This window comes from Citrobacter sp. wls829 (assembly GCF_005280825.1).
GTDB classification, from domain to species: Bacteria; Pseudomonadota; Gammaproteobacteria; order Enterobacterales; family Enterobacteriaceae; genus Citrobacter; species Citrobacter gillenii.
The window spans coordinates 1-26,918 of sequence record NZ_SZWP01000052.1; the positions used below are offsets into that span (position 1 = coordinate 1).

The 26,918-nt window shown below is 55.8% G+C and carries 25 protein-coding genes and 1 riboswitch; of the genes, 18 read left to right on the forward strand and 7 right to left on the reverse strand.

Going from position 1 to position 26,918, the window contains the following annotated elements; genetic code table 11:
* Both FDW88_RS07830 and FDW88_RS07835 read left to right on the forward strand, forming a co-directional pair.
* Positions 1-212: anion permease (locus FDW88_RS07830; protein WP_170974159.1), on the forward strand; the 212-nt coding region annotated here is incomplete at its 5' end.
* Positions 213-303: 91 nt separating this feature from the next.
* A complete protein-coding gene (locus FDW88_RS07835; RefSeq protein WP_137362327.1) occupies positions 304-2,568 on the forward strand; it encodes a hydratase in 2,265 nt (754 codons plus the stop codon).
* Between the two features lie 93 nt (positions 2,569-2,661).
* On the opposite strand, the gene FDW88_RS07840 is transcribed toward FDW88_RS07835, so the two are convergent.
* The gene (locus FDW88_RS07840) at positions 2,662-3,945 is read right to left on the reverse strand and encodes a putative acyl-CoA thioester hydrolase (protein ID WP_115259975.1); all 1,284 of its coding nucleotides are present in this window, start codon (positions 3,943-3,945) and stop codon (positions 2,662-2,664) included.
* A 223-nt stretch (positions 3,946-4,168) separates the two neighbouring features.
* On the opposite strand from FDW88_RS07840, the gene hutI reads away from it, so the two are divergent.
* The 5 genes from hutI (at position 4,169) to hutH (ending at position 10,464) form a co-directional block, all read left to right on the forward strand.
* Positions 4,169-5,392 (forward strand): imidazolonepropionase, encoded by a 1,224-nt coding sequence (gene hutI / locus FDW88_RS07845; protein ID WP_137362328.1) that lies wholly within the window; start codon positions 4,169-4,171, stop codon positions 5,390-5,392.
* Positions 5,389-6,330, forward strand: a complete 942-nt coding sequence (gene hutG / locus FDW88_RS07850; protein ID WP_115259012.1) for a formimidoylglutamase — start codon at positions 5,389-5,391, stop codon at positions 6,328-6,330. Before hutI ends, hutG begins: the two co-directional genes overlap by 4 nt.
* 65 nt (positions 6,331-6,395) lie before the next feature.
* Positions 6,396-7,121 carry a histidine utilization repressor gene (locus tag FDW88_RS07855; RefSeq protein ID WP_137362329.1) on the forward strand — a complete coding sequence of 242 codons (726 nt, stop codon included), beginning with the start codon at positions 6,396-6,398 and terminating at the stop codon, positions 7,119-7,121.
* Between the two features lie 135 nt (positions 7,122-7,256).
* On the forward strand, positions 7,257-8,942 hold the full coding sequence (gene hutU, locus FDW88_RS07860; protein WP_137362330.1) for a urocanate hydratase: 1,686 nt from the start codon (positions 7,257-7,259) through the stop codon (positions 8,940-8,942).
* Position 8,943: 1 nt separating this feature from the next.
* Complete coding sequence (hutH, locus tag FDW88_RS07865) at positions 8,944-10,464, forward strand: histidine ammonia-lyase (RefSeq protein WP_137362331.1); 1,521 nt, start codon at positions 8,944-8,946, stop codon at positions 10,462-10,464.
* A 92-nt stretch (positions 10,465-10,556) separates the two neighbouring features.
* Here hutH and FDW88_RS07870 read toward each other — a convergent pair whose 3' ends face one another.
* Together FDW88_RS07870 and bioA are read right to left on the reverse strand one after the other, a co-directional pair.
* Positions 10,557-11,033 (reverse strand): kinase inhibitor, encoded by a 477-nt coding sequence (locus FDW88_RS07870; protein ID WP_115259010.1) that lies wholly within the window; start codon positions 11,031-11,033, stop codon positions 10,557-10,559.
* Between the two features lie 57 nt (positions 11,034-11,090).
* Positions 11,091-12,380, reverse strand: coding sequence for an adenosylmethionine--8-amino-7-oxononanoate transaminase (gene bioA, locus FDW88_RS07875; RefSeq protein WP_137362332.1), 1,290 nt, complete (start codon positions 12,378-12,380; stop codon positions 11,091-11,093).
* A 76-nt stretch (positions 12,381-12,456) separates the two neighbouring features.
* On the opposite strand from bioA, the gene bioB reads away from it, so the two are divergent.
* The 5 genes from bioB (at position 12,457) to uvrB (ending at position 18,717) form a co-directional block, all read left to right on the forward strand.
* A complete protein-coding gene (bioB, locus tag FDW88_RS07880) occupies positions 12,457-13,497 on the forward strand; it encodes a biotin synthase BioB (RefSeq protein ID WP_096757785.1) in 1,041 nt (346 codons plus the stop codon).
* The gene (bioF, locus tag FDW88_RS07885; RefSeq protein ID WP_137362333.1) at positions 13,494-14,648 is read left to right on the forward strand and encodes an 8-amino-7-oxononanoate synthase; all 1,155 of its coding nucleotides are present in this window, start codon (positions 13,494-13,496) and stop codon (positions 14,646-14,648) included. The genes bioB and bioF overlap by 4 nt, the downstream gene beginning before the upstream one ends.
* The gene (gene bioC, locus FDW88_RS07890; protein WP_137362334.1) at positions 14,635-15,390 is read left to right on the forward strand and encodes a malonyl-ACP O-methyltransferase BioC; all 756 of its coding nucleotides are present in this window, start codon (positions 14,635-14,637) and stop codon (positions 15,388-15,390) included. The genes bioF and bioC overlap by 14 nt, the downstream gene beginning before the upstream one ends.
* On the forward strand, positions 15,383-16,063 hold the full coding sequence (bioD, locus tag FDW88_RS07895; RefSeq protein ID WP_137362335.1) for a dethiobiotin synthase: 681 nt from the start codon (positions 15,383-15,385) through the stop codon (positions 16,061-16,063). Before bioC ends, bioD begins: the two co-directional genes overlap by 8 nt.
* 632 nt (positions 16,064-16,695) lie before the next feature.
* Positions 16,696-18,717: an excinuclease ABC subunit UvrB gene (uvrB, locus tag FDW88_RS07905; protein ID WP_115259005.1), complete on the forward strand. Its 2,022-nt coding sequence runs from the start codon at positions 16,696-16,698 to the stop codon at positions 18,715-18,717.
* 159 nt (positions 18,718-18,876) lie between these two features.
* Here uvrB and yvcK read toward each other — a convergent pair whose 3' ends face one another.
* Complete coding sequence (gene yvcK, locus FDW88_RS07910; RefSeq protein WP_115259004.1) at positions 18,877-19,785, reverse strand: uridine diphosphate-N-acetylglucosamine-binding protein YvcK; 909 nt, start codon at positions 19,783-19,785, stop codon at positions 18,877-18,879.
* Positions 19,786-20,265: 480 nt separating this feature from the next.
* Positions 20,266-20,411: riboswitch (molybdenum cofactor riboswitch) on the forward strand.
* On the opposite strand from yvcK, the gene moaA reads away from it, so the two are divergent.
* The 6 genes from moaA to FDW88_RS07945 all read left to right on the forward strand — a co-directional run bounded on the left by moaA (position 20,399) and on the right by FDW88_RS07945 (position 23,846).
* Positions 20,399-21,388, forward strand: a complete 990-nt coding sequence (gene moaA / locus FDW88_RS07920) for a GTP 3',8-cyclase MoaA (RefSeq protein ID WP_096757779.1) — start codon at positions 20,399-20,401, stop codon at positions 21,386-21,388. It overlaps the preceding riboswitch by 13 nt.
* A 19-nt stretch (positions 21,389-21,407) precedes the next feature.
* Entirely contained in the window at positions 21,408-21,920 is a 513-nt protein-coding gene (moaB, locus tag FDW88_RS07925) for a molybdenum cofactor biosynthesis protein B (protein ID WP_096757778.1), read from the forward strand.
* Between the two features lie 2 nt (positions 21,921-21,922).
* Positions 21,923-22,408: a cyclic pyranopterin monophosphate synthase MoaC gene (moaC, locus tag FDW88_RS07930; protein ID WP_096757777.1), complete on the forward strand. Its 486-nt coding sequence runs from the start codon at positions 21,923-21,925 to the stop codon at positions 22,406-22,408.
* Positions 22,401-22,646, forward strand: a complete 246-nt coding sequence (gene moaD, locus FDW88_RS07935; protein ID WP_096757776.1) for a molybdopterin synthase sulfur carrier subunit — start codon at positions 22,401-22,403, stop codon at positions 22,644-22,646. The genes moaC and moaD overlap by 8 nt, the downstream gene beginning before the upstream one ends.
* A 1-nt stretch (position 22,647) precedes the next feature.
* Entirely contained in the window at positions 22,648-23,100 is a 453-nt protein-coding gene (gene moaE, locus FDW88_RS07940; protein WP_115259002.1) for a molybdopterin synthase catalytic subunit MoaE, read from the forward strand.
* Between the two features lie 41 nt (positions 23,101-23,141).
* Positions 23,142-23,846, forward strand: coding sequence for a Bax inhibitor-1/YccA family protein (locus FDW88_RS07945; protein WP_096757774.1), 705 nt, complete (start codon positions 23,142-23,144; stop codon positions 23,844-23,846).
* A 100-nt stretch (positions 23,847-23,946) separates the two neighbouring features.
* Here FDW88_RS07945 and FDW88_RS07950 read toward each other — a convergent pair whose 3' ends face one another.
* Genes FDW88_RS07950 through FDW88_RS07960 form a run of 3 tightly spaced genes read right to left on the reverse strand, consistent with a single transcriptional unit; the run spans position 23,947 to position 26,908 of the window.
* Positions 23,947-24,909: a YbhN family protein gene (locus FDW88_RS07950; RefSeq protein ID WP_096757773.1), complete on the reverse strand. Its 963-nt coding sequence runs from the start codon at positions 24,907-24,909 to the stop codon at positions 23,947-23,949.
* On the reverse strand, positions 24,909-26,150 hold the full coding sequence (gene clsB / locus FDW88_RS07955) for a cardiolipin synthase ClsB (protein ID WP_137362337.1): 1,242 nt from the start codon (positions 26,148-26,150) through the stop codon (positions 24,909-24,911). Before clsB ends, FDW88_RS07950 begins: the two co-directional genes overlap by 1 nt.
* Entirely contained in the window at positions 26,147-26,908 is a 762-nt protein-coding gene (locus FDW88_RS07960; RefSeq protein WP_115259000.1) for an endonuclease/exonuclease/phosphatase family protein, read from the reverse strand. Before FDW88_RS07960 ends, clsB begins: the two co-directional genes overlap by 4 nt.
* Between the last annotated feature and the right edge of the window lie 10 nt (positions 26,909-26,918).

The window sequence follows — 26,918 nt, forward strand, 5'->3', positions numbered from 1 at the left end:
ATGACCTGCTTATTCGCACCTTCCCTAACTCATATGGCGGAATGGTAACCCATTATGGCGGCGCGGCGGGTCCGGTTATTTTCGGTGTGGGCTATAACGACATTAAATCGTGGTGGCTGGTTGGCGGCATGCTGACATTCTTAACTTTTATTGTGCATATCACCCTGGGCGTATGGTGGTGGAGCATGTTGATTGACTGGAATATGTTGTAAATAACACGTCAATCTTCAGCCTATTAAATTTATTGATTAACAATGCCTTTGTGCACGGTATTTGTGCGGGCGTTGTACCATGGAGTATGTGATGATTAAATTATATGAGAAAGGCGTCTTTCTCTCCGAAAACAATGAACTGTTAACCGAGGAACATTGTTCCGGGCATATCGAAAAAGATCACGCGAAAAAAGGGACTATCGCCTGGTCGATTCTGTCGGCACACAATACGTCGGGAGATATGAACAAGCTTAAAATTAAGTTTGACTCATTAGCGTCACACGATATTACCTTTGTCGGCATTATTCAGACAGCGAAAGCTTCAGGTATGGAGCGTTTCCCGTTGCCTTACGTGTTGACCAACTGCCATAACGCATTATGTGCGGTAGGCGGGACCATTAACGGTGACGATCATCTGTTCGGGCTGTCCGCGGCGCAACGCTATGGGGGCATTTTTGTGCCTCCACATATTGCGGTGATCCATCAATATATGCGTGAGATGATGGCCGGCGGCGGAAAAATGATCCTCGGCTCAGACAGCCATACGCGCTATGGCGCACTGGGCACAATGGCAGTCGGTGAAGGTGGCGGCGAGCTGGTCAAGCAACTGTTAAACGATACCTGGGATGTTGATTATCCTGACGTTGTTGCGGTCTATCTGACCGGAAAACCGGCACCTGGCGTGGGGCCGCAGGATGTCGCGCTAGCTATTATCGGCGCGGTGTTTAAAAACGGCTATGTCAAAAATAAAGTGATGGAGTTTGTCGGTCCGGGTATTAAGTCTCTCTCCACAGATTTTCGCAACAGCGTTGATGTGATGACGACAGAAACCACCTGTCTGAGCTCCGTCTGGCAAACGGATGACGAAACCCGCAGTTGGCTGGCGCTACATGGCCGTGAGCAAGACTATCGCCTGCTGAACCCGCAGCCGATGGCGTATTACGATGGCTGTATTTATGTTGATCTGAGCGCCATCAAGCCAATGATCGCGCTGCCTTTCCACCCCAGCAACGTCTATGAAATTGACACCCTCAATGAGAATCTCACCGATATTCTTCGCGGGATCGAAATTGAATCTGCGCGTATCGCGCAAGGGAAAGCCAGCCTCTCACTGCTCGACAAAGTTGAGAATGGGCGTTTAAAAGTACAGCAGGGGATCATTGCCGGGTGCTCGGGCGGCAACTACGAAAACGTGATTGCCGCAGCCAGTGCGCTACGCGGTCAATCCTGCGGTAGCGACACCTTCTCGCTGGCGGTCTACCCCTCATCACAGCCGGTGTTTATGGACTTAGCGAAGAAAGGCGTGGTGGCGGATTTGATGGGCGCGGGCGCCATTATCCGAACTGCGTTCTGTGGCCCTTGCTTCGGCGCGGGTGACACACCAGTCAATAACGGGCTGAGCATTCGCCATACCACACGTAATTTCCCTAACCGCGAAGGCTCGAAGCCGGGCAACGGGCAAATGTCAGCCGTGGCGCTGATGGACGCGCGTTCCATAGCCGCAACGGCGGTAAACGGCGGATTCCTGACCCCGGCAACCGACCTGGACTGTTGGGACGAAATTCCGACCTATGCATTTGACCCTGCGCCTTATAAAAGTCGTGTGTATCAGGGCTTTGTGAAAGGTGCCACGCAGCAGGCGTTAATCTATGGTCCCAATATTAAAGACTGGCCGGAGCTTGGCGCACTGACTGACAATATTTTGTTGAAGGTCGCCTCGAAAATTCTTGATGAAGTGACGACGACCGACGAGCTGATCCCATCCGGGGAGACGTCGTCCTATCGCTCAAATCCTTTAGGGTTGGCGGAATTTACGCTTTCACGGCGGGATCCCGGTTATGTGGGGAGGAGTAAAGCTACTGCTGAGCTGGAAAAACAGCGACGGGCTGGTGGTGTGAACAGCGCATTGTCACCCATCTTCGACCGTATTCGTCAGATTGCCGGTCAGGAAGATGTTGTGCCACTGGAAACGGGGATTGGCAGCATGATTTATGCCGTCAAACCGGGAGATGGTTCCGCGCGTGAGCAGGCGGCAAGCTGCCAGCGCGTGATTGGTGGGCTGGCGAATATCACCGAGGAATATGCCACCAAGCGTTACCGTTCCAACGTCATCAACTGGGGGATGCTGCCGCTGCAGATGACCGGGAAGCCGTCTTTCGAGGTGGGTGATTATATTTACATTCCCGGTATTCGTCGCGCGCTGGACGCATGCAGTCGCGAGATTACCGCATACGTACTGTATGAGAATGGGTCGGTCAGTGAAATTAGCCTGTATATGGAAAGTCTGACGGCGGAAGAGCGTGAAATCATCAAGGCAGGAAGTTTGATTAACGCGAATAAAACGCGTTTGATGTAAGGCTTACTGTAGACCGGATGGCGGTTTTCGTCGCCATCCGGCACATTGCCCGGTGGCGCATGCGCATACCGGGCCTACATAAAAGAATGACGTTTACTGCTTCGGCTCGGCAACCACTTTGCTACCCACACCGCGGTTGTTGTATTCCCACATGCGGTTAAAGTTGGTGTCGTTCAGGTTACGCTGGATTTCACCTTTGTCGTCTTCCGCACCGGTGTTGCCGGTAAACGGATGCTTACCGATTACGCTGTCACCCCATGGCTTCGCCATGTTAAAGCCTTCGTTGATCACGCTGTCGCGGATCACCACCTGACCGTTGGTATTAGCATCGACATCCAGTGAGCGGCCTAACTGCGCCACGCCATCACCGGCAGCCGTAAAGCGGCTGTTGACGGCAAGGAAACCGTAATAAATGTTCGACAGCGTAGCAGGTGCGAACACGTAGGCTTCCTGCTGGGTGCGAGAATTGACGACGCGGAAATCGGTGTTTTCGAATACCACCGCGCCGCGACCAGAAACAATATCCACATCGCCTTCAATGTAGCTGTTTGTCACCAGCGTACGCGGTTGACGATCGTTTTCCAGACGGTTTTGTACACCGCTGTTGGTTACGAAGAAGGTGTTCTGACGACCCAGAATGTTGACGTTGTTGATCTGTACTTTATCGCCATCGGTACGCAGAGCAACGGCCGGATGGTTACCTGCATCCACGCTGTCGCCGAGGTTGTTTTCGATGGTCAGGTTCTGTAACTGCAGACCGTTGTTTTGTGACCAGACGACCGCAGAACACAGTACGCCAATGTTGGTACCGCGCTTGCTCTGGCAATTATCAAACATATACCACGCAGGTTTACCCGGCATATATTTGCCGCCTGGGTTGACCGTACGACGCCAGTCAGCGGTGCTCATCTCTCCGTCAATTGCCTGGCCAATTTTCACATCAAGCGGTTTTTCGCCCATGCCGTACAGCGTCAGGCTGCCCGTTGCTGCCGGGATATAAACCGTGCCCTGATATTCACCCGGCATGATCGCAATATATTGACGCTTGTTGGTGCGTTTAATGATTGCTGCATCCACCGCCGCCTGAATGGTGGTGTGGGTGACGCCCTGAGTCCCTGCCGGGCCGACAACAAAATCAGGCTGTGCGGGCAGAGAAATCGCAGAAGGGGACCACGGCGCGGTGTTTGGCGTCAGTGCAGAAAAATAATGAGCCGCGACAAAATTGCTGGCTTCATTTGCCGACAGAATCGGGCGCGAGGAGGTGCCTGGCGCGGTCTGGTCGGAAGGAATTTGATCGGGCGAGGTTGCGCTACAGGCGGTCAGCGTCACGCCAAAAGCCATTACCAGCGCCAGACGGGAAACTGATGAAATGTTCACAGGTTGCTCCGGGCTTTGAAATTTATCCATTGAAGCCTGCTTTTTTATACTAAGTTGAGCGAAACGGAAAGGCGAAAAGGTAAAAAGTTGTTTTTTATAGCAGCAATGTCGGATGCAGAACGTCCTGATATCACAATTAAATAACAATTATCGCCCTTCAGGTTGACAACATCCGCAGGATCTCAATAAATGTCTATACAACCTATGACAAGTGGTGAGTGGAATGCAGCAATTTTTCCCTGATGATGCCATCTGGCGTAACGTCCGCCTGGCGACCATGGATCCTGAACGTAATACCCCGTATGGGCTGGTGGACGGTCACGCGCTGATTATTCGACAGGGCAAGATTCGCGCCATCGTGCCTGAATCCTCGTTATACCGCACACATGACAATACCTTTGATATGCAGGGTCGGCTGGTTACGCCAGGTTTGATTGATTGCCACACGCATCTGGTTTTTGGCGGAAATCGTGCAGGCGAGTGGGAGCAGCGGCTGAATGGTGTGTCTTACCAGCAAATCAGCGCCCAGGGTGGGGGCATAAACGCCACCGTGTCTGCGACCCGCCGCGCATCTGACGATCAGCTCCTTGCTGTGGCGCGCGCGCGCATCGAACGGCTGATAAAAGAAGGCGTCACGTTGCTGGAAGTGAAATCAGGCTATGGTCTGGATTTGGTGACAGAAGAGAAAATTTTGCGCGTGGTCTCTGCGCTGGCGGCGGAAAATACCCTTGAAATCAGCCCCACGCTGCTGGCCGCGCACGCGACACCGGCGGAATACCGTGACGATCCTGACGGCTATATTACGCTGGTGTGCGAGACCATTTTGCCGCAGCTGTGGGAACAGGGACTGTTTGAGACTGTCGACCTGTTTTGTGAAAGCGTTGGGTTTAGCCTGGCGCAAAGTGAACGGGTATTTCAGGCCGCTCAGGCGTTGGGCATTCCGGTTAAGGGCCACGTTGAACAGCTGTCGTTGCTCGGTGGCGCGCAGTTGGTAAGTCGCTATCACGGATTATCGGCCGATCATATTGAATATCTTGATGAAGTGGGCGTGGCGGCGATGAGCCACAGCGGCACTGTAGGGGTCCTGCTACCCGGTGCCTTTTATTTTCTTAAAGAGAAACAGCGCCCGCCGGTGGAGTGGCTACGTCAATATAACGTGCCAATGGCGGTGGCGACGGATTTCAACCCTGGTACCAGTCCGTTTATCAGTTTGCACTGGGCGATGAACATGGCCTGCGTGCAGTTTGGCTTAACGCCGGAAGAAGCGTGGGCGGGCGTCACGCGTCATGCGGCGCAAGCCCTTGGTCGTCAGGCGACCCATGGGCAATTGAAGGCCGGGTTCGTGGCGGACTTTGTGGTGTGGGACGCCCACCTTCCGGTTGAGATACTGTATGAACCTGGCCGCAACCCGCTGTATAAACGCGTATTCCGAGGACAACCATCATGAGTCACTGGCATCCCGCATCTCCCGCGCTTTGGCAAGGTCGCGATGATCGCGCTGAGTCACCCAACGCGCTGCGCCTGTTTCAGACTATCACGCTCAGTGCAGCGTTTAGCCCGGAAAACTATCGTGAACAGATAGCGCTGCTGGGATTCGCCTGCGATGAAGGCGTAAAGCGTAATCAGGGACGCACGGGGGCGGCTGGCGCGCCTGATGCACTGCGTAAAGCGCTGGCGAATTTAGCCAGCCACCAAGGCCATGACCGGCTGGTGGATCTGGGCAACATTGTGGCGCAAGCCCCCGATCTCGAAGGGGCGCAGCAGGCGTTACGCCATGCGGTACAGCGTTGTCAGCAGGCTGAGATGCGCACTTTCGTGCTGGGGGGCGGGCACGAAACCGCCTTTGCCCACGGTGCAGGTGTGCTGGATGCGTTCCCACGCTTAACCGTGGGCATCGTCAATCTCGATGCCCACCTCGACTTACGCCATGCCGATCGGGCCACCTCCGGTACGCCGTTTCGCCAGTTGGCGCAGCTTTGCGACGTGCAGCAGCGTGAATTTCATTACGCCTGCTTTGGTGTTAACCGGGCGGCTAACACCCAGGCGCTGTGGGATGAAGCGCAGCGGCTTGGGGTTACAGTGGTGGAGGATCTGCACTGTCAAAACGCGCAGGCACAGATGGCGCAGTTTATCTCCAGCGTAGACGTCATCTATCTGACCATCGACCTCGACGTTCTACCGGTCTGGGAAATGCCCGCTGTGTCCGCACCCGCCGCGCTGGGCGTGCCGTTGTCGACGCTGCTGAGGCTGATTGAGCCCCTGTGCCGCTGCGGTAAGCTGCAGGCGGTAGACATGGTTGAATTTAATCCCCGTTTTGACGATGATGGCAACGCGGCGCGCGTTGCGGCGCGTCTTGGCTGGCAAATCGCACACTGGTGGCACTGACGTGTCGAATAGCGTTACGCCGCCATTTTTCCACTCTCATTTTTCAGCGTAAGGAAGGCTAACGCATGCTCCCATCCCACTCCCGTTCTGCCCCGGCACCTTTTTACGAAAAGGTAAAACAGGAGATCAGTGAAAAGATTGCCAGCGGTATCTGGCAACCTCACGATCGCATCCCGTCGGAAGCGGAGTTGGTCGCGCAGTATGGTTTTAGCCGTATGACTATTAATCGGGCGCTGCGTGAGCTTACTGACGAGGGGCTGCTGGTGCGTTTGCAGGGCGTCGGTACGTTTGTCGCCGAGCCGAAAGGTCAGTCCGCGTTGTTTGAAATTCGCAGCATTGCCGATGAAATTATCGCCCGCCAGCATCAGCATCGGTGCGAGGTGCTGAAGCTGGAAAGCACACGCGCGAACGCGCAGCAGGCCACGGCGCTGAACGTTAAAGAAGGTACCTTTATTTATCACTCGATCATGGTGCACTTTGAAAACTCCCTACCTGTACAAATTGAAGATCGCTGCGTCAATGCGGAGATTGTGCCGGAGTACCTGACACAGGATTACAGTCAGACCACGCCGCACGCCTATCTGTCGCTGATCGCCCCGTTGACCGAAGGCGAGCATATTGTCGAAGCGGTTCGCGCCAGCGCGGAAGAGTGCACGCTGCTGAACATTAAAGAACACGATCCCTGCCTGCTGATCCGTCGCAAGACCTGGTCCGCGTCATCCATTGTCTCTCATGCTCGTTTGCTTTTTCCGGGTTCCCGCTATCGTCTGCAAGGGCGCTTCATGTCCTGAGCCCGATATGAAAACCGTGATTGCTGACGCAATATAATAAAAATGTATCTTAATTGTTAAAACCACCCTTGCGACAACTTGTATAGACAAGTATATATTATTTATCTATCCGAACGTTCGCGAGGAGTTTCCGTCATGTCTCACAGCAAGTATCGTCAGCAGGATATTCGTGCCCCACGTGGCACCACCTTAACGGCCAAAAGCTGGCTGACCGAAGCGCCGCTGCGCATGTTAATGAACAATCTCGATCCTGATGTGGCGGAAAATCCCCATGAGCTGGTGGTGTACGGCGGGATCGGTCGCGCCGCGCGTGACTGGGAATGCTATGACGCCATCGTCAAGGCGCTGACCAAACTGGAGGCCGATGAAACGCTGCTGGTCCAGTCGGGTAAACCAGTCGGCGTCTTCAAAACCCACGACAATGCGCCACGCGTGCTGATTGCCAACTCCAACCTGGTCCCGCACTGGGCGACCTGGGAACACTTCAACGAACTGGATGCGAAAGGGTTGGCGATGTACGGCCAGATGACCGCCGGGAGCTGGATTTATATCGGCAGTCAGGGCATTGTGCAGGGGACGTATGAAACCTTCGTTGAAGCCGGACGTCAACATTATCAGGGTAGCCTGAGTGGACGCTGGGTACTGACCGCTGGTCTTGGCGGAATGGGCGGGGCGCAGCCGTTAGCTGCGACGCTGGCGGGCGCGTGTTCGCTGAACATTGAATGTCAGCAAAGCCGTATCGATTTCCGTTTGCGTACCCGCTATGTGGATGAGCAGGCCACAACGCTGGATGACGCGCTGGCGCGTATCGACAAATACACCCGTGAGGGTAAAGCCGTTTCTATTGCGCTGTGCGCTAACGCGGCCGACGTTGTTCCGGAACTGGTGAAGCGTGGTGTGCGTCCGGATATGGTCACCGATCAGACCAGCGCTCATGACCCGCTACACGGTTATCTGCCATCCGGCTGGAGCTGGGAAGAGTACCAGGCAAAAGCGGTATCCGATCCGCAGGGTACGGTGCAGGCGGCGAAACGTTCCATGGCCATACACGTACAGGCGATGCTGGACTTTAGCAAAATGGGTGTGCCGACGTTTGATTACGGTAATAACATTCGCCAGATGGCCAAAGAGATGGGCGTGGAAAATGCCTTTGATTTCCCTGGCTTTGTACCCGCCTATATTCGTCCACTGTTCTGTCGCGGCATTGGTCCCTTCCGCTGGGTGGCGCTTTCCGGCGATCCGCAGGATATTTATAAGACCGATGCCAAAGTAAAAGAAATTGTTGCCGACGATAAACACCTGCACCACTGGCTGGATATGGCACGTGAGCGGATTAACTTCCAGGGCTTGCCAGCCCGTATCTGCTGGGTGGGTCTGGAGTGGCGGCAAAAACTGGGGCTGGCGTTTAACGAAATGGTGCGCAGCGGTGAAGTCTCCGCGCCAATCGTCATTGGACGTGACCATCTGGACTCTGGCTCTGTTGCCAGCCCAAACCGTGAAACCGAAGCCATGCGCGACGGTTCTGACGCCGTGTCCGACTGGCCTTTGCTTAACGCGCTGCTCAATACCGCCAGCGGGGCAACCTGGGTGTCGCTGCACCACGGCGGCGGGGTCGGCATGGGCTTCTCGCAACATGCGGGGATGGTGATTGTGTGTGACGGCACCGATGAAGCCGCCGCGCGTATTGCCCGGGTTCTGCATAACGATCCGGCTACGGGCGTCATGCGTCACGCAGACGCCGGGTATGACATCGCGGTGGAATGTGCCGTTGAACAAGGATTGAATTTACCGATGATTGCCGGGACGCAGGGGAAAGACTGAAATGACTAAGCTTACGTTAACACCAGGTCATCTGAGTTTTACGCAGCTACGGGAGATCTGGCAGCAGCCGGTACAATTGAGTCTGGACCCCAGCGCGGTTGATGCCATCAACGCCAGCGTGGCCTGCGTGAATAATATTGTTGCCGAAGGGCGAACGGCCTACGGCATCAATACGGGATTTGGCCTGCTGGCCCAGACCCGTATCGCCACGGAAGATCTGCAAAATCTTCAGCGCTCGCTGGTGCTTTCACATGCTGCTGGCGTTGGCAACGCGCTGGATGATGCCATGGTGCGTCTGATCATGGTGCTGAAAATCAACAGCCTGGCGCGCGGTTTCTCCGGTATTCGCCTGAGCGTGATTGAAGCGTTAATTGCGCTGGTGAACGCCGAAGTTTACCCGCTGATCCCAGCGAAAGGTTCTGTCGGCGCATCGGGCGATCTGGCCCCGCTGGCGCACATGTCGCTGACTTTGTTAGGTGAGGGGAAAGCACGCTGGCAGGGGGAATGGCTCCCGGCGACGCAGGCACTGAAAAAAGCCGGACTGGAGCCGATTACGCTGGAGGCAAAAGAGGGGCTGGCGCTGCTGAACGGGACTCAGACGTCCACCGCCTTTGCCCTGCGTGGGTTGATTGAAGCCCAGGAGCTGTTTGCTTCCGCGACGGTGTGCGGCGCGCTGACGACCGAAGCGGTGCTGGGCTCACGTCGTCCGTTTGACCCTCGCATTCATGCCGCGCGCGGACAGCGTGGGCAGATTGACGCCGCTATGTTGTATCGTCATGTGCTGACCGACGCCAGTGCGCTGTCGCAATCCCATCATAACTGTGAAAAAGTGCAGGATCCGTATTCCCTGCGCTGTCAGCCGCAGGTGATGGGCGCGTGCCTGACGCAAATGCGCCAGGTGATGGACGTACTGTTAGTTGAAGCCAACGCTGTGTCGGACAACCCGCTGGTGTTTGCCGAAGAAGGGGATGTGATTTCCGGCGGTAACTTCCATGCCGAGCCGGTGGCGATGGCGGCGGATAATCTGGCGCTGGCGATCGCGGAAATTGGTGCGCTATCAGAGCGGCGTATTGCGCTGATGATGGATAAACACATGTCGCAGTTGCCGCCATTCCTGGTCAAAAATGGTGGGGTTAACTCTGGCTTTATGATTGCGCAGGTCACTGCCGCCGCGCTGGCCAGTGAAAACAAAGCGCTGGCACACCCGCACAGCGTAGACAGCCTGCCCACGTCGGCCAACCAGGAAGATCATGTTTCCATGGCACCTGCGGCTGGTCGCCGACTGTGGGAGATGGCGGCAAATACGCGCGGTGTGATAGCCGTGGAGTGGCTGGCGGCCTGTCAGGGGATTGATTTACGTGAAGGACTGACCTCAAGCCCGCTGCTGGAACAGTCGCGTCAGGCCTTGCGCGAACAGGTTTCACATTATACCCAGGACCGTTTTTTCGCTCCGGATATCGAGTGTGCGACCGAGCTGTTAGCGCAAGGAACGCTGTTGAAATTGTTGCCTGAATTTCTGTAGCAAATTGCCTGATGGCGACGCTGATGCGTCTTATCAGGCCTACGGTCTGCCTGGTAGGCCGGATGAGGCGAAGCCGACATCCGGCACTACGCTTAACTGAACATCGCGGTAATTGACGCGCTGGCGAGCGAATGGAAATGGACGTTAAATCCGACCATCGCGCCGCTGGCGCCCTCATCGACATCAAGACGCTCCACATCCAGCGCGTGAACCGTAAAGATATAGCGATGCGTTTCCCCTTTTGGCGGTGCCGCGCCGCCGTAGCCAGCTTTACCGAAGTCCGTGCGCGTTTGCAGCACGCCTTCCGGCAACGCAACCAACCCGGAGCCGTACCCTTGTGGCAGAACCCGGGTATCCGCGGGCAGGTTAACCACCACCCAGTGCCACCAGCCGGAGCCGGTTGGTGCATCAGGATCGTAACAGGTCACGACAAAACTTTTGGTCCCGGCGGGCACATCGTCCCACGCCAGATGCGGGGAAATATTGTCCCCGTCATACCCCATGCCGTTTAAAACGTGGCGATGCGGGAGTTTGTCCCCGTCGCGCAGATCGTTACTGATAAGTTTCATGCCGACTCCTCTCGTTAGCCAAAAAGTGTAGCCAGAAAACGCACAGTTTACCGCTGATTAATCGCTAAAAAATGTTGCATTGCGCACGGCGTCGTTCACCGCCTGGGTCAGACGACGCAGTTGTTCGGGCTGGATAATATACGGTGGCATCAGGTAGATAAGCTTGCCAAACGGTCTGACCCATACGCCCTGATCGACAAAGAACTTCTGCAACGCCGCCATCTTCACCGGGTGGGTGGTTTCTATCACGCCGATGGCACCGAGAACGCGCACGTCGGCGACATACGCCGAATCCGCCGCCGGTGCCAGTTCGCGGCGCAGTTGCGCTTCGATTGCAGCCACCTGTGAGCGCCACTCGCCCGACTCCAGCAGAGACAAACTGGCGGAGGCGACGGCGCAGGCCAGCGGATTGCCCATAAACGTCGGACCGTGCATAAAGCAGCCCGCTTCGCCGTTACTGATGGTTTCCGCCACCTGGCGAGTGGTCAGGGTGGCAGAAAGGGTCATTGTCCCGCCGGTTAACGCTTTGCCGAGACATAAAATATCCGGTGTAATGTCGGCGTGTTCACAGGCAAATAGCTTACCGGTGCGGCCAAAGCCGGTGGCGATTTCGTCGGCAATCAGCAGAATACCTTCGCGATCGCACATCTTACGGATGCGCTTTAACCACTCGGGATGGTACATGCGCATGCCGCCTGCACCCTGAACGACAGGCTCCAGGATCACTGCCGCAATCTCGTGGCGATGGGCCGCCATCAGACGGGCAAAGGGCACCATATCCAGCTCATCCCACTCGCCGCCCATCCGGCTTTGCGGGGCTGGGGCGAACAGGTTTTCCGGCAGATACCCTTTCCACAGACTGTGCATTGAGTTGTCAGGATCGCAGACCGACATCGCCCCGAAGGTATCACCGTGATACCCGTTACGGAACGTCAGGAAACGCTGGCGAGATTCGCCTTTTGCCTGCCAGTACTGCAGCGCCATTTTCATCGCTACTTCCACGGCAACGGAGCCTGAGTCCGCGAGGAAAACGCATTCCAGTGGTTCTGGCGTCATGGCAACCAGCTGGCGGCACAGTGCAATGGCCGGGGCATGGGTAATGCCGCCAAACATCACGTGTGACATGGCGTCGATTTGCGTTTTCATCGCGGCGTTCAGCTGCGGGTGATTGTAACCGTGGATCGCCGCCCACCAGGACGACATCCCGTCAATCAGTTTCTCGCCGCTGGCTAAAATCAGTTCACAACCTTCAGCGCGCGCTACCGGATACACCGGCAGTGGGGAGGTCATCGAGGTGTAAGGGTGCCAGATATGGCGTTGGTCAAAGGCAAGATCGTCCGTTGTCATAATCGACTTGTAAACCAAATTAAAAAGATTTAGGTTTACGAGTCTACACGAAACTCAAAATGAAACGAACACCAATATGGCTCATTCTTCTCGCTGGACAATGTCGCAAGTTACCGAATTATTTGAAAAACCACTGCTGGATCTGCTGTTTGAAGCGCAACAGATCCACCGTCAGCACTTTGACCCGCAGCAGGTACAGGTCAGTACGTTGTTGTCGATAAAAACCGGCGCTTGTCCGGAAGACTGCAAATATTGCCCACAAAGTTCTCGCTATAAAACCGGTCTGGAAACCGAGCGTTTAATGGAAGTTGAGCAGGTACTGGACTCTGCGCGTAAGGCCAAACAAGCCGGTTCAACGCGTTTCTGCATGGGCGCGGCGTGGAAGAATCCACACGAGCGCGATATGCCTTACCTGGAACAAATGGTGCAGGGTGTGAAAGAACTGGGGCTGGAAGCCTGTATGACGCTGGGTACGCTGGACGAAACGCAGGCGCAGCGTCTGGCTAGCGCGGGTCTCGACTACTACAACCACAACCTCGACACCTCGCCGGAGTTTTACGGCAATATCATCACTACCCGTTCATATCAGGAACGCCTGGATACGCTGGATAAAGTGCGTGAAGCCGGAATTAAAGTCTGCTCTGGCGGCATTGTCGGCTTAGGTGAAACGGTCACTGACCGCGCCGGGTTGCTGCTGCAGCTGGCAAACCTGCCCACTCCGCCGGAAAGCGTCCCCATCAATATGCTGGTGAAGGTGAAGGGCACGCCGCTGGCGGATAATGACGATGTGGATGCGTTTGATTTTATCCGCACCATCGCCGTGGCGCGCATCATGATGCCGACCTCGTATGTCCGTCTGTCTGCAGGACGCGAACAAATGAACGAACAGACCCAGGCCATGTGCTTTATGGCCGGGGCTAACTCGATTTTCTACGGCTGTAAACTGCTGACCACGCCGAACCCGAACGAAGATAAAGACCTTCTGCTGTTCCGCAAGCTGGGCCTGAATCCCCAGCAAACGGCGGTGCTGGCGGGCGATAACGAACAGCAACAGCGTCTGGAACAGGCCCTGCGCACTCCAGACACTGACGATTACTACAACGCGGCAACTGTATGACCTGGCAGCAAAAAATTGACGATGCGCTGGCGGCGCGTCGTTCTGCCGATGCTCTGCGCCGTCGTCATGCGGTGACGCAGGGCGCCGGGCGTTGGTTGCAGGCAGATGGTCGTCAATATCTGAATTTTTCCAGTAACGATTACCTTGGGCTAAGCCACCATCCGCAGATCGTCTGTGCGTGGCAGCAAGGGGCCGACCGATTTGGCGTCGGCAGCGGCGGCTCAGGGCATGTCAGCGGTTATTCCATAGCGCATCAGGCGCTGGAAGACGAACTGGCACAATGGCTGGGCTATTCACGCGCGCTGCTGTTTACCTCCGGGTTTGCCGCCAATCAGGCGGTGATTGCCGCGCTGATGGGTAAACAGGATCGCATTGTTGCAGACCGACTCAGCCACGCTTCGCTGCTGGAGGCCGCCAGTCTGAGCCCGGCCATGCTGCGCCGCTTTACCCATAACGACACTCAGCATTTAGCTCGTCTGCTGGCGGCTCCCTGTCCGGGGCAACAGCTGGTGGTCACCGAAGGTGTATTCAGCATGGACGGCGACAGCGCGCCGCTGGCGCAAATCCACGCCGAGGCGCAGCGCCATGAGGCGTGGCTGCTGGTGGATGATGCCCACGGTATTGGCGTCACCGGTGAGGAAGGACGCGGCTCGTGCTGGCAGCAGCAGGTCAAGCCCGAGCTGCTGGTGGTGACCTTCGGCAAAGGCTTTGGCGTCAGCGGGGCGGCCATTCTCTGCTCTGACAGCGTGGCCGATTATCTGCTGCAGTTTGCTCGCCATCTGATTTACAGCACCAGTATGCCCCCGGCACAGGCTCAGGCGTTGCGCGCCGCGCTGGCGGTGATCCGCAGTCGCGAAGGCGACGAGCGCCGGGAAAAGCTGGCGATGCTTATCCAGCGTTTTCGTGCCGGTATGACGAACCCTGATTTGCTGCTGGCACAGTCAGACAGCGCCATTCAGCCACTGATCGTCGGCGATAACCAAAAAGCGTTGCAGCTGGCGCAGACGTTACGCGATCGGGGTTGCTGGGTGACGGCAATCCGGCCACCTACCGTGCCGGCTGGTACTGCCAGACTGCGACTGACGCTGACTCAGGCGCATGAAGCTCAGGATATCGACCGCTTGCTGGAGGTGCTGCATGACGCAGGTTGATAAGCAGGCCATTGCCGCCGCGTTCGGACGCGCTGCCTCCCACTACGAACAACACGCTGAATTACAGCGTCAAAGCGCCGATGCGTTACTGGCGCGGCTGGCGGGGCGGCAGTATGCCCGCGTGCTGGATGCCGGCTGCGGGCCAGGTCGCATGAGTCGCTACTGGCGAGAGCAGGGGAGCGAGGTCAGCGCCCTGGATTTGTCTGCGCCTATGCTGGCGCAAGCCCAGCGGCACGATGCGGCGCACCATTATCTGCTGGCCGATATTGAGGCCATTCCGCAGGATACCGCGACGTTTGACCTGGCCTGGAGCAATCTGGCCGTGCAATGGTGCGGCGATTTACGCCACGCATTAGGCGAACTCTACCGCGTCGTGCGCCCCGGCGGGACGGTGGCCTTCAGCACCCTGGCGCATGGCTCGATGCCGGAACTGCGTCAGGCGTGGCAGGCGGTGGATAACCGGGCGCACGCCAACCGTTTTTTACCCGTCGAACAGCTGGAAAACGCGCTGCACGGCTGGGAGGTTGAGTATCAGATGCAGGCCGTCACGCTGTGGTTTGACGATGCGCTGAGCGCCATGCGTTCGCTCAAAGGCATTGGCGCGACGCATTTGCATGAAGGTCGCGAACAGCGCGTGCTGACCCGCTCACAGCTGCAACAGTTACAGTTAGCCTGGCCCCAGAAACAGGGGAAATACCCGCTGACGTACCATCTTTTTTTGGGAGTGATTCAACGTGACTAAAACGTATTTTGTCACCGGGACGGACACCGAGGTTGGTAAAACCATCGCCAGCTGTGCATTGTTACAGGCGGCAGGACAGTTGGGCTACCGGACCGTGGGCTACAAGCCGGTCGCCTCGGGCAGTGAAATGACGGCAGACGGCCTGCGTAACAGCGATGCCCTGGCGTTGCAGCGGAACAGTTCGTTGGCAGTGGACTATGCGGCCATCAATCCGTATACCTTCGCCGAACCCACGTCACCGCATATTATCAGCGCCGATGAAGGGCGACCGATTCAGGCCCCGGTGATGTCTGCCGGTTTACGCGCCCTGGAGAAACAGGCCGACTGGGTGCTGGTCGAAGGGGCCGGGGGATGGTTGACCCCGCTTTCGCCGACGCTGAGCTTTGCCGACTGGGTGCAAACGGAACAATTGCCGGTGATTCTGGTGGTGGGCGTGAAGCTCGGCTGTATCAATCATGCCCTCCTGACCGCGCAGGCGATACGCCAGGCCGGGCTGACGCTGGTCGGCTGGGTTGCCAATGACGTAACCCCGCCAGGGAAGCGTCACGCTGAATACATGGCGACGCTGAGGCGCACACTTGCGGCACCGCTGCTGGGCGAGATCCCGTGGCTGTCAGCGACGCCGGAGCGGGCAGAGACCGGACGCTATATCGATCTGAGCACGCTGCCTTAGGCGCCATTCTGGTGCGGATAGGCTGCTGTGGCCTGCCCGTGTTAACGCCCTGGGCAGGCAAAAAAATGATGAAAATGCGAGCAGGATCTCGACTGCTCCAGCCCGCTTCGTTAGCTGATAAATATCAAAATTTAGCGATAATTTTTTTTTATTCGACCAAAAAAGGACATCAATACGTTTCTGCCAGGCGGCAGTCAGCACGGGCTGGAGACAGTTATCCACTATTCCTGTGGATAACCTTGTGCATTAGAGTTAGAAAACACTATGTAAGCGAGAGAAGACGCGGCCTGCGACTAAATTGCTGCGAAAGACGGCTTGAGAAAATAGTTATTCAAATACAGATTGTTAGATAAAAGCAATGGCTGTCGCTGAAGTGTCATCCGTTGCCATAAAACTTTCATCTCCTGGCTTGACAAATGTTAAAAAAGTCATAGGTCTGGGGATAACACATTTTTGCTGGTGTTTTATCTTGCCTGCGGTGAAATTTTAGCCCGCCGTGATGGGGGTTAAGGGGGCGTAACAGAAATATTGTGGTGTGTTACTGTTTTTCCATCCAGTATATTTTACTGGCAAAATCTACTGCTGCGAGTAAAATTAGACACCTGCCCGCCCATTGCTTCAGGTAGCTGCTCATGAGTAAACCGTTCAAACTGAATTCCGCTTTTAAACCCTCTGGCGATCAGCCTGAGGCGATTCGTCGCCTGGAAGAAGGGCTGGAGGATGGTCTGGCGCATCAGACGCTGCTGGGCGTAACGGGTTCGGGGAAAACGTTCACCATCGCCAACGTCATTGCGGACCTCCAGCGCCCGACCATGGTGTTGGCACCCAACAAGACGCTGGCGGCCCAGCTGTATGGCGAGATGAAAGAGTTCTTCCCGGATAACGCGGTAGAGTATTTTGTCTCCTACTACGACTATTACCAGCCGGAAGCGTACGTACCGAGCTCTGATACGTTCATCGAGAAAGATGCGTCGGTTAACGAACACATCGAGCAGATGCGACTGTCGGCAACCAAGGCGCTGCTGGAGCGTCGGGATGTCATTGTGGTGGCCTCGGTTTCCGCGATCTATGGTCTGGGCGACCCGGACCTGTATTTGAAAATGATGCTGCACCTGACTGTCGGGATGATCATCGATCAACGCGCCATTTTGCGGCGGCTGGCGGAGCTGCAATATACCCGCAACGATCAGGCATTTCAGCGCGGTACATTCCGCGTGCGCGGTGAAGTGATCGACATCTTCCCGGCAGAATCTGACGACATTGCGCTGCGCGTGGAGCTATTTGATGAAGAAGTGGAGCGCCTGTCACTGTTTGACCCGCTGACCGGGCAGGTTGAATCCAGCATTCCACGCTTTACCGTCTACCCTAAAACGCACTACGTTACGCCACGCGAACGCATTGTGCAGGCGATGGAAGACATTAAGGTCGAGCTTGCCGAGCGGCGTAAAAACCTGCTGGCGAACAACAAGTTGCTGGAAGAGCAGCGCTTAAGCCAGCGTACGCAGTTCGATCTGGAGATGATGAACGAACTGGGCTACTGTTCGGGCATTGAAAACTATTCCCGCTATCTCTCCGGGCGCGGGCCTGGCGAGCCGCCGCCGACGCTGTTTGACTATCTGCCAGCCGATGGCCTGCTGGTGGTCGATGAATCCCACGTGACTATTCCGCAAATCGGCGGTATGTATCGCGGCGACCGGGCGCGAAAAGAGACGCTGGTCGAGTACGGTTTTCGTCTGCCGTCAGCACTGGATAACCGCCCGTTGAAGTTTGAAGAGTTTGAGGCGCTGGCCCCGCAAACCATCTATGTTTCCGCCACGCCGGGCAACTATGAGCTGGAGAAATCCGGCGATGACGTCGTTGATCAGGTAGTACGACCGACCGGCCTGCTGGATCCAGTGATTGAAGTGCGCCCGGTGGCAACACAGGTCGATGACCTGCTGTCTGAAATTCGTATCCGCGCGGCGATCAACGAACGTGTACTGGTGACGACGCTAACCAAGCGGATGGCGGAAGACCTCACGGAATACCTCGAAGAGCACGGCGAGCGGGTGCGCTATCTGCACTCGGACATCGACACCGTGGAACGTATGGAAATCATTCGTGACCTGCGTCTGGGCGAGTTTGACGTGCTGGTGGGTATCAACCTGTTACGAGAAGGTCTGGACATGCCTGAGGTCTCTCTGGTGGCGATTCTGGACGCCGACAAAGAAGGGTTCCTGCGTTCTGAGCGATCGCTGATCCAGACTATCGGGCGTGCGGCACGTAACATCAACGGTAAAGCGATCCTCTACGGCGATAAAATTACGGCCTCAATGGCAAAGGCGATCGGCGAAACCGAACGGCGTCGTGAGAAGCAGCATCAGTACAACGAAGAGCACGGTATTACGCCGCAGGGGCTGAACAAGAAGGTGGTCGACATTCTGGCGCTGGGGCAAAATATTGCCAAGACCAAAGCCAAGGGCCGAGGCAAGTCGCGTTCCGGCGCGAAGTCCGAGGTGGTTGAATTGGATATGACGCCGAAGGCGCTGCAGCAGAAAATCCATGAACTGGAAGGGCAGATGATGAAGCACGCGCAGAACCTGGAGTTTGAAGAAGCTGCTCAAATCCGCGATCAGCTGCACCAGCTGCGCGAGCTGTTTATCGCGGCATCGTAAGTGGGTGCCGGATGCGGGATAAATCCCTTATCCGGCCTACGGGATAGAGCGCGTTGGTAGGCCTGATAAGCGCAGCACATCAGGCAGTGTTTGGTGCCGGATGGCGGAACAGAACGCTTCGGTAGGCCTGATAAGCGTAGCGCCATCAGGCAATTCCACCTAGCCTAACGCTTGCACCGCTTTTTCCAGCGCGTCGTGCAACAGCTGACGGTCGTGGCGATACGGAATATCGCTGGCTTCCAGCACGTCCTGAATCACAATGCGGTCACTCACGGCTGAAGCATCGACTTTTGGCCCGACAACCACCGCATCAATCACTTTTTTCCCGACATATTGTTCGATGATAGTCAGCTTATCGTTAAGCGTCAGACTGGCGGCAGGGAGGCTTAATTCACGCCCCAGATTGCCGATGTATACCATCGGAGCCGGTGTGCGACGTAAGGCCTGCGCCAGTTCGTCGAGCAGCAGGATAGGCATCAGGCTGGTGTAAAAACTGCCCGGCCCAATCAGAATCAAATCGGCTTCAGCGATAGCCTCTACCGCTTCGCGCGTGGTCGGCACCTTTGGCGACAGCATCAGTTCCTGAGGTGGGATAGTGAGCTGATCGATATTCACCTCGCCATAAATCTCATGTCCCTGATCGTCGATAGCCATTAAATCGACCGGCAGCTCGGACATCGGAATTAAATGCGCGTCAACTTTCAACAGGCTGCGAATTAAATTGATCGCTTCCAGAGGACGTACGCTGAGGTGATCTAATGCCTTTAACATCAGATTTCCGAGGTTATGCCCGGAAAGTTCGCCATTACCGCCAAAACGATACTCAAACATCGCGGATGCGACGCTGGGCTGGGTAATTAACTGGTTCAGACAGTTACGCATATCTCCCCAGGCAATACCTCCCTCGGAGCGGCGAATTCGACCGGTAGAGCCGCCGTTATCGGTGGTGGTGACAATGCCCGTCAGGCGTGAACCTAAAGGAGAAAGTGAAGAGAGGACGCGTCCCAATCCATGCCCTCCGCCGAGAGCGACAACGCGATCCAGATCCGCCAACGTGCGAGTGCGCATAGTTATTCCTGATATTAATTGATCGCCGTTACAGTAGCGTAAATTACGGGTTTTCAGCAATTATCTGGTGGTGTTGTGTGAAAATAAATTTAGGCGATCTGTACCCTAAATAATTCGAGTTGCAGGACAAAACGGTTAACCGTTTTGAACAGCGCTTGCGCTGGCCCCGAAGGGGTGAGGCCGAAGGGCGAATCACGCGGCAAGGGAATGAATCCCCAGAAGCTTACTGAAGTAAGTGACTGGGGAGAACGAGCGCAGCCAACGCACATGCAACGTGAAGTATGACGGGTATACCCCTTTTTGACGACATCCACCTGATAGCAAGATGATGTATATCAATGCAAAACTGTGATTTTTGCTTATTCTGTAGCTAAATTGCACGATCATGTCGCTATGTATAGGATTATATAGCGAAAGTGTACATGGCAAAACTGTTATTTACACGCTAGTATCGGCATAACCAACATGTACTCGACGTATGACGAGTATAAACACTCTAGCCTCTGCACCTGGGTCAAATGATACGGTGCTTTGGCCGTGACAAGGCTTACATCAGATTGTCACCAGGGCGCAGGAAGAAATGACTCCGCCTCCCGTATTTGGAAAGGTGTACATGGGCTCTCAACTTACCGATGCTTTCGCACGTAAGTTTTACTACTTACGTTTGTCGATTACCGATGTGTGTAACTTTCGTTGCACCTACTGCCTGCCGGATGGCTACAAGCCCGGTGGGGTCACCAATAACGGTTTTTTGACCGTTGATGAAATTCGCCGCGTCACGCGTGCGTTCGCCAATCTGGGAACGGAAAAAGTGCGTCTGACCGGGGGCGAGCCGTCATTGCGTCGTGACTTTACCGACATCATCGCCGCCGTGCGAGAAAATGACGCCATCCGCCAGATAGCGGTGACCACCAACGGTTATCGTCTGGCACGGGATGCCGCCACCTGGCGTGAGGCGGGGCTCACGGCGCTGAACGTCAGCGTCGACAGCCTTGACGCCCGTCAGTTTCATGCCATTACCGGGCAGGATAAATTTCAACAGGTGATGGCGGGCATTGATGCCGCCTTTGATGCCGGTTTTGAGAAAGTCAAAGTGAACACCGTGCTGATGCGCGATGTAAACCACCATCAACTGGACACCTTTCTCGCCTGGATCCAGCCACGTCCGATTCAATTACGCTTTATTGAGCTGATGGAAACCGGCGAAGGCAGTTCTCTCTTCCGTAAACACCATATCTCCGGCCAGGTACTGCGCGATGAACTGCTGCGTCGCGGCTGGATCCATCAGCTACGCCAGCGCAGCGACGGTCCGGCGCAGGTTTTCTGTCATCCCGATTATGCGGGTGAAATCGGTCTGATCATGCCGTATGAGAAAGACTTCTGCGCCACCTGCAACCGTCTGCGCGTCTCTTCTGTCGGCAAACTGCATCTGTGTTTATTCGGTGAAGGCGGGGTCAGCCTGCGTGATTTGCTGGAAGATGACGCTCAGCAGTCTGCGCTGGAAGAACGTATCTCAAGCGCGTTGCTGGAGAAAAAGCAGACCCACTTCCTGCATCAGAACAATACCGGTATTACGCAAAACTTATCTTACATTGGCGGCTGATCGCTAAAAGGAGTTTTTCATGAGTCAGGTAAGCGCTGAATTTATCCCGACACGCATTGCTATTCTTACTGTTTCCAGCCGTCGTGGCGAAGAGGACGATACCTCCGGCCATTATCTGCGCGACAGTGCGCTGGAGGCGGGTCATCAGATTGTAGACAAGGCGATTGTTAAAGAGAACCGCTATGCCATCCGCGCCCAGGTTTCCGCCTGGATTGCCAGTGACGATGTGCAAGTGGTGCTGATTACCGGCGGTACCGGTTTGACCGAAGGCGACCAGGCACCAGAAGCGCTGCTGCCGCTGTTCGACCGTGAAGTCGAAGGGTTTGGCGAAGTGTTCCGCATGCTCTCCTTTGAAGAGATTGGCACCGCGACGTTGCAATCACGCGCGATTGCCGGTGTGGCCAATAAAACGCTGATTTTTGCCATGCCGGGGTCGACCAAAGCGTGTCGCACTGCCTGGGAAAATATCATTGCGCCGCAGCTCGATGCCCGTACGCGTCCGTGTAACTTCCACCCCCATTTGAAGAAATAAGTATGTCGCAACTGACTCATATTAACGCCGCTGGCGAAGCGCACATGGTGGATGTTTCCGCCAAAGCCGAAACCGTACGTGAAGCGCGCGCCGAAGCCTTCGTCACTATGCGTAGCGAAACCCTGGCGATGATTATCGACGGCAGCCACCATAAAGGCGATGTTTTCGCGACCGCACGTATTGCCGGTATCCAGGCCGCCAAGCGTACTTGGGATCTTATCCCGCTATGTCACCCGCTGATGCTCAGCAAGGTTGAAGTTAATCTGCGCGCCGAGCCGGAACACAACCGTGTGCGCATTGAATCGCTGTGCCGACTGACCGGGAAAACCGGCGTCGAAATGGAAGCGTTAACCGCAGCATCGGTGGCGGCGCTGACCATCTACGACATGTGCAAAGCGGTTCAAAAGGATATGGTGATTGGTCCGGTACGCCTGCTGGCGAAAAGCGGCGGCAAGTCGGGTGATTTTAAGGTGGATGCAGATGATTAAGGTGCTTTTCTTTGCCCAGGTGCGAGAACTGGTGAACGCAGATACGTTAGAGGTCGCGGCAGATTTTCCCACGGTGGAAGCCTTGCGTCAGCATCTGGCTGCGCAAAGCGATCGTTGGGCGCTGGCTTTAGAAGATGGCAAGCTGCTGGCGGCCGTCAACCAAACGCTGGTGAGCTTCGACCATCCCCTCAACGCAGGTGATGAAGTGGCCTTCTTCCCACCGGTAACCGGAGGCTGAGATGGCTGAAACGCGAATTGTTGTTGGGCCTGCGCCATTTAGCGTGGGGGAAGAATATCCCTGGCTGGCAGAGCGCGATGAAGACGGCGCGGTGGTCACGTTTACCGGTAAAGTGCGTAATCACAATCTCGGGGACAGCGTGCAGGCATTGACGCTGGAACATTACCCGGGCATGACCGAAAAAGCGCTGGCGGAAATCGTCGATGAGGCGCGTGAACGCTGGCCGCTGGGCCGCGTAACGGTTATCCACCGTATTGGTGAGCTGTGGCCGGGAGATGAGATAGTCTTCGTTGGCGTGACCAGCGCGCATCGCAGCAGTGCCTTTGACGCCGGACAGTTTATTATGGATTATCTTAAGACCCGCGCGCCGTTCTGGAAACGCGAGGCCACGCCGGAAGGCGACCGTTGGGTTGATGCCCGCGACAGCGATAAGCAAGCAGCAAAACGCTGGTAGAGTACAATTGGTTTAGGTACATACTAATTCAGGAGATTGTCATGGACCGATTCCCACGAACCGATTCTATTGTGCAGGCCCGTTCCGGTCTGCAAACCTATATGGCGCAAGTCTACGGCTGGATGACCTGCGGGTTGTTACTGACGGCGTTTATTGCCTGGTATGCGGCGAACACGCCGGCGGTGATGACGTTTGTCTTTTCCAGCAAAATCACCTTCTTTGGGCTGATCATCGCCCAACTGGCGCTGGTGTTTGTCCTTTCCGGCATGGTGCAAAGGCTCAGCGCCGGTATGGCCACCACGCTGTTTATGCTCTATTCGGCATTAACCGGGCTGACGCTGTCGAGCATCTTTATCGTCTATACCTACTCGTCTATCGCCAGCACGTTTGTGGTCACTGGCGGGATGTTCGGTATCATGAGCCTGTACGGGTACACCACCAAGCGCGATCTCAGTGGTTTTGGCAACATGCTGTTTATGGCGTTGATCGGCATCGTGCTGGCCTCGCTGGTTAACTTCTGGCTGAAGAGCGAAGCGCTGATGTGGGCGGTGACCTACATTGGGGTGATTGTGTTTGTCGGCCTGACCGCCTATGACACGCAGAAGCTGAAAAACATCGGCGAGCAAATCGATTTGCGCGACAGTTCCAACCTGCGTAAATACGCGATCCTTGGGGCGTTAACGCTGTATCTGGACTTTATCAACCTGTTCCTGATGCTGCTGCGTATTTTCGGCAATCGTCGTTAATTTCTGCTGCCGGATGGCGCTGCGCTAATCCGGCCTACCGTGTTGCGTCGAAAGTAGGCCGGATAAGGCGTTACGCCGCATCCGGCAATAACCTTCACGGTTATTTCGCCATCGCCTTCTCGTTTTTTGCCCGCAGTTTTTTCGCCCGACTCTCCAGCAACAAGTAACACATCAACGCCAGCAGCAGCGGGATAAAATAATACAGTACGCGATACGCGAGCAGGGCGGCGATGATCGTGCCTTGCGAGGTATTTTCGCCCGCCAGCAGTGCCATGAATACCGCTTCCAGCACGCCGATACCCGCCGGAATATGTACGATAACCCCGGCGATACTGCTGACCAGTAGCACGCCCAGCACGAAGAAATAATGGATATCCTGGCCTAATAACAGCCAGATAATCGCTCCCATCACCATCCAGTTTGCCCCGGAGATGGCCATCTGAGCCAGCGCGAATTTCCACGATGGCAGCACCAGTTTTTGCCCTTTAATCGTGATATGCCGATGTTTAGCGAAGGCGCAACACCACAGATAAATGACAATAATCAGCAGCAGTACGATACCCAGAATGCGCAGTGTGGCCTCGTCGATATACCAGTGTGCGGGCAGTTGAACGACGCCGAAGGTAAAAATAAACCCGCCGAGCAGAATATAGCCCAGCCAGTTGGTGGTAATGCTGAGTGAGAAAATGCGCGTGATCGTGCTGCCCGGTAATCCGAGGCGGGAATAGAGTCGATAGCGCATGCCAATGCCGCCCACCCAGGTGCTTAACGTCAGGTTGAAGGCGTAGCAGATAAACGACACCAGCATCACCTGACGTTTTGCCAGCTTGTGTCCGCAATAATAGCGTCCGAGCAGGTCATAACAGCCGTACAGCAGATAGCTGACGATGACCAGACCAATGGCGCTGAGCAGGGCGAGGCGGTTGTAATCCCGGATAACCGACCAGACCTCTTCCCAGTTGACCTTGCTGGCATACACCACCAGCAGTACGATCACCGCGATAAAAAACAGCCAGGTGAGGATCTTTTTTGCTAACCGCCAGCGGGGAGATGCTTTCGCCATCAGGGTTTCCCTCCTGCATCTTCAGCCTGAATGCGGTCCTGCGTTTCCAGAGTCGGCTGCGCGGGAGGCGCGACTTCGGTAAGGTGCGGCGTGTGCGCCGGTAGCCAGCCGACCAGCGCCGGAAAGTGGCGTAAAAAGTGGAACGCCAGCACGCTCTTGGTCAGGTTCCACCAGGTGCGTCTGGGCAGCATCGATTCATCTACCTGCTGGCAATCCTCGGTAATAATGGGATGCAGATTGTCCCGCAGGACCTGGTTAAATGCGCGGTCATGGATAATGATGTTGGCCTCCAGATTCAGCGACAGGCTGAGCGGGTCGAGGTTGCTGGAGCCCACCGTCGCCCAGTGATCGTCCATTAGCGCGACTTTGCCGTGCAGGGGTCTGCGACGGTATTCATACACCTGGACGCCGCCTTTCACCAGATAGTTGTACAGCAGGCGAGCGCCGACTTTCACAATCGGCATATCCGGTTCACCCTGCACTATCAGTTTGACCCGCACGCCGCGTCGCGCCGCTTTGCGCAGCGCATGCAGCAGGCGATAGCCGGGAAAGAAATAGGCGTTGGCAATGATCACTTCGCGTTTGGCCTGGGTGAGCATTTTCAAATAATGGCGTTCAATATCATCACGATGTTCTTCGTTATCGCGCCAGACAAACAGCGCCTGCGCCTCGCCGGGCTGGCGATTTTCGATTGCCCGATGATGACGTCGCCACCAGCGGCGCACGGCGCTTTGCCCCGGCAGGTTTTCCAGCACGAAGGTCAGGATGTCTGCCACGATGGGACCTTCAATTCGCACGGCGTAGTCCTGCTTGGCCTCTGGGCCGTAATCGGACATATGCTCGGCGGAATAGTTAATCCCGCCGACGAAAGCGACACGGTCGTCAATCACCACAATTTTGCGGTGCATGCGGCGAAAAAGGTTGGTCCGCATGCCGAACAACCGCGGGCGTGGGTCGTAATAGCGGAAAACCACGCCCGCGGTGGTGAGTTCGCTGACAAATTCCTCGCTGAGATCCGGTGACCCGTAGCCGTCGAGCAGCACTTCGGCTTTAACACCACGCTGTGCCGCACTGAGCAGTGCCGCATGCAATTGTTTCCCGACCGCATCTTCAAACCAGATAAAAGTCTCAAGGATGATTTTTTGCTGCGCCTGTTCAATGGCCTTAAACACGGCGGGGTAGTACTGGTCGCCATTTTCCAGCAGCTGAATTTGATTGCCTTCACGCCAGCCATATTTCATAAATGAATCTCCGCGCTCAGGGGGGCATGGTCGGACAAATGTCGCCAGTGACGTAGCGCCAGCGCCGTCGGAATACTGGCATTGGCATTTTTCACATAGATCCTGTCGAGGCGCAGCAGCGGCAAACGTACCGGAAAGGTACGCGCCGGGCGTCCGTGGGCGCGGGTAAAAATCTCGTCAAGACCGGCCTGCGTTTTCAAAGGATGATTGGCCTTTTGCCGCCAGTCGTTGAAATCCCCGGCTACCACCACGGGTTCCGTTTCAGGCAGGGCATTGACCCAATCCGCCAGCATGGTCAACTGCGCCTGGCGGTGGGCTTCACGCAAACCAAGATGTACACACATCACATGGATGGGGTGAGGGAGCATCGGCGGCACGATGCGGCAGTAAAGCACACCGCGCTTTTCACTGCTGCCGACGGATACATCACGATTCTCATAATGTTCAATGGGATAGCGCGACAGCACCGCGTTACCGTGATGCCCCTGCGGATACACGGCATTGCGTCCGTAGGCGAAGTCGCTCCACATGGTATCTGCGAGAAATTCATAGTGCGTGGTATCTGGCCAGTTCTCCACGTGCAGAGGGTGAACCTCGTGCGCGCCCATCACTTCCTGCAGGCACACAATGTCCGCACCGACCGTTCTGACGGCATCGCGTAGCTCAGGCAAAATAAATCGCTTATTAAAGGCGGTAAAACCTTTGTGAGTATTAATTGTGAGCACATTGAATGAAAATCGAACTGTTTGTCCGCTCATGATTCTCCTG

Coding starts and splice junctions, on each gene's coding strand:
- FDW88_RS07835 (WP_137362327.1), top strand. CDS start 304: ATGATTAAATTATATGAGAAAGGCGTCTTTCTCTCCGAAAACAATGAA.
- hutI (WP_137362328.1), top strand. CDS start 4,169: ATGCAGCAATTTTTCCCTGATGATGCCATCTGGCGTAACGTCCGCCTG.
- hutG (WP_115259012.1), top strand. CDS start 5,389: ATGAGTCACTGGCATCCCGCATCTCCCGCGCTTTGGCAAGGTCGCGAT.
- FDW88_RS07855 (WP_137362329.1), top strand. CDS start 6,396: ATGCTCCCATCCCACTCCCGTTCTGCCCCGGCACCTTTTTACGAAAAG.
- hutU (WP_137362330.1), top strand. CDS start 7,257: ATGTCTCACAGCAAGTATCGTCAGCAGGATATTCGTGCCCCACGTGGC.
- hutH (WP_137362331.1), top strand. CDS start 8,944: ATGACTAAGCTTACGTTAACACCAGGTCATCTGAGTTTTACGCAGCTA.
- FDW88_RS07870 (WP_115259010.1), bottom strand. CDS start 11,033: ATGAAACTTATCAGTAACGATCTGCGCGACGGGGACAAACTCCCGCAT.
- bioA (WP_137362332.1), bottom strand. CDS start 12,380: ATGACAACGGACGATCTTGCCTTTGACCAACGCCATATCTGGCACCCT.
- bioB (WP_096757785.1), top strand. CDS start 12,457: ATGGCTCATTCTTCTCGCTGGACAATGTCGCAAGTTACCGAATTATTT.
- bioF (WP_137362333.1), top strand. CDS start 13,494: ATGACCTGGCAGCAAAAAATTGACGATGCGCTGGCGGCGCGTCGTTCT.
- bioC (WP_137362334.1), top strand. CDS start 14,635: ATGACGCAGGTTGATAAGCAGGCCATTGCCGCCGCGTTCGGACGCGCT.
- uvrB (WP_115259005.1), top strand. CDS start 16,696: ATGAGTAAACCGTTCAAACTGAATTCCGCTTTTAAACCCTCTGGCGAT.
- yvcK (WP_115259004.1), bottom strand. CDS start 19,785: ATGCGCACTCGCACGTTGGCGGATCTGGATCGCGTTGTCGCTCTCGGC.
- moaA (WP_096757779.1), top strand. CDS start 20,399: ATGGGCTCTCAACTTACCGATGCTTTCGCACGTAAGTTTTACTACTTA.
- moaB (WP_096757778.1), top strand. CDS start 21,408: ATGAGTCAGGTAAGCGCTGAATTTATCCCGACACGCATTGCTATTCTT.
- moaC (WP_096757777.1), top strand. CDS start 21,923: ATGTCGCAACTGACTCATATTAACGCCGCTGGCGAAGCGCACATGGTG.
- moaD (WP_096757776.1), top strand. CDS start 22,401: ATGATTAAGGTGCTTTTCTTTGCCCAGGTGCGAGAACTGGTGAACGCA.
- moaE (WP_115259002.1), top strand. CDS start 22,648: ATGGCTGAAACGCGAATTGTTGTTGGGCCTGCGCCATTTAGCGTGGGG.
- FDW88_RS07945 (WP_096757774.1), top strand. CDS start 23,142: ATGGACCGATTCCCACGAACCGATTCTATTGTGCAGGCCCGTTCCGGT.
- FDW88_RS07950 (WP_096757773.1), bottom strand. CDS start 24,909: ATGGCGAAAGCATCTCCCCGCTGGCGGTTAGCAAAAAAGATCCTCACC.
- clsB (WP_137362337.1), bottom strand. CDS start 26,150: ATGAAATATGGCTGGCGTGAAGGCAATCAAATTCAGCTGCTGGAAAAT.
- FDW88_RS07960 (WP_115259000.1), bottom strand. CDS start 26,908: ATGAGCGGACAAACAGTTCGATTTTCATTCAATGTGCTCACAATTAAT.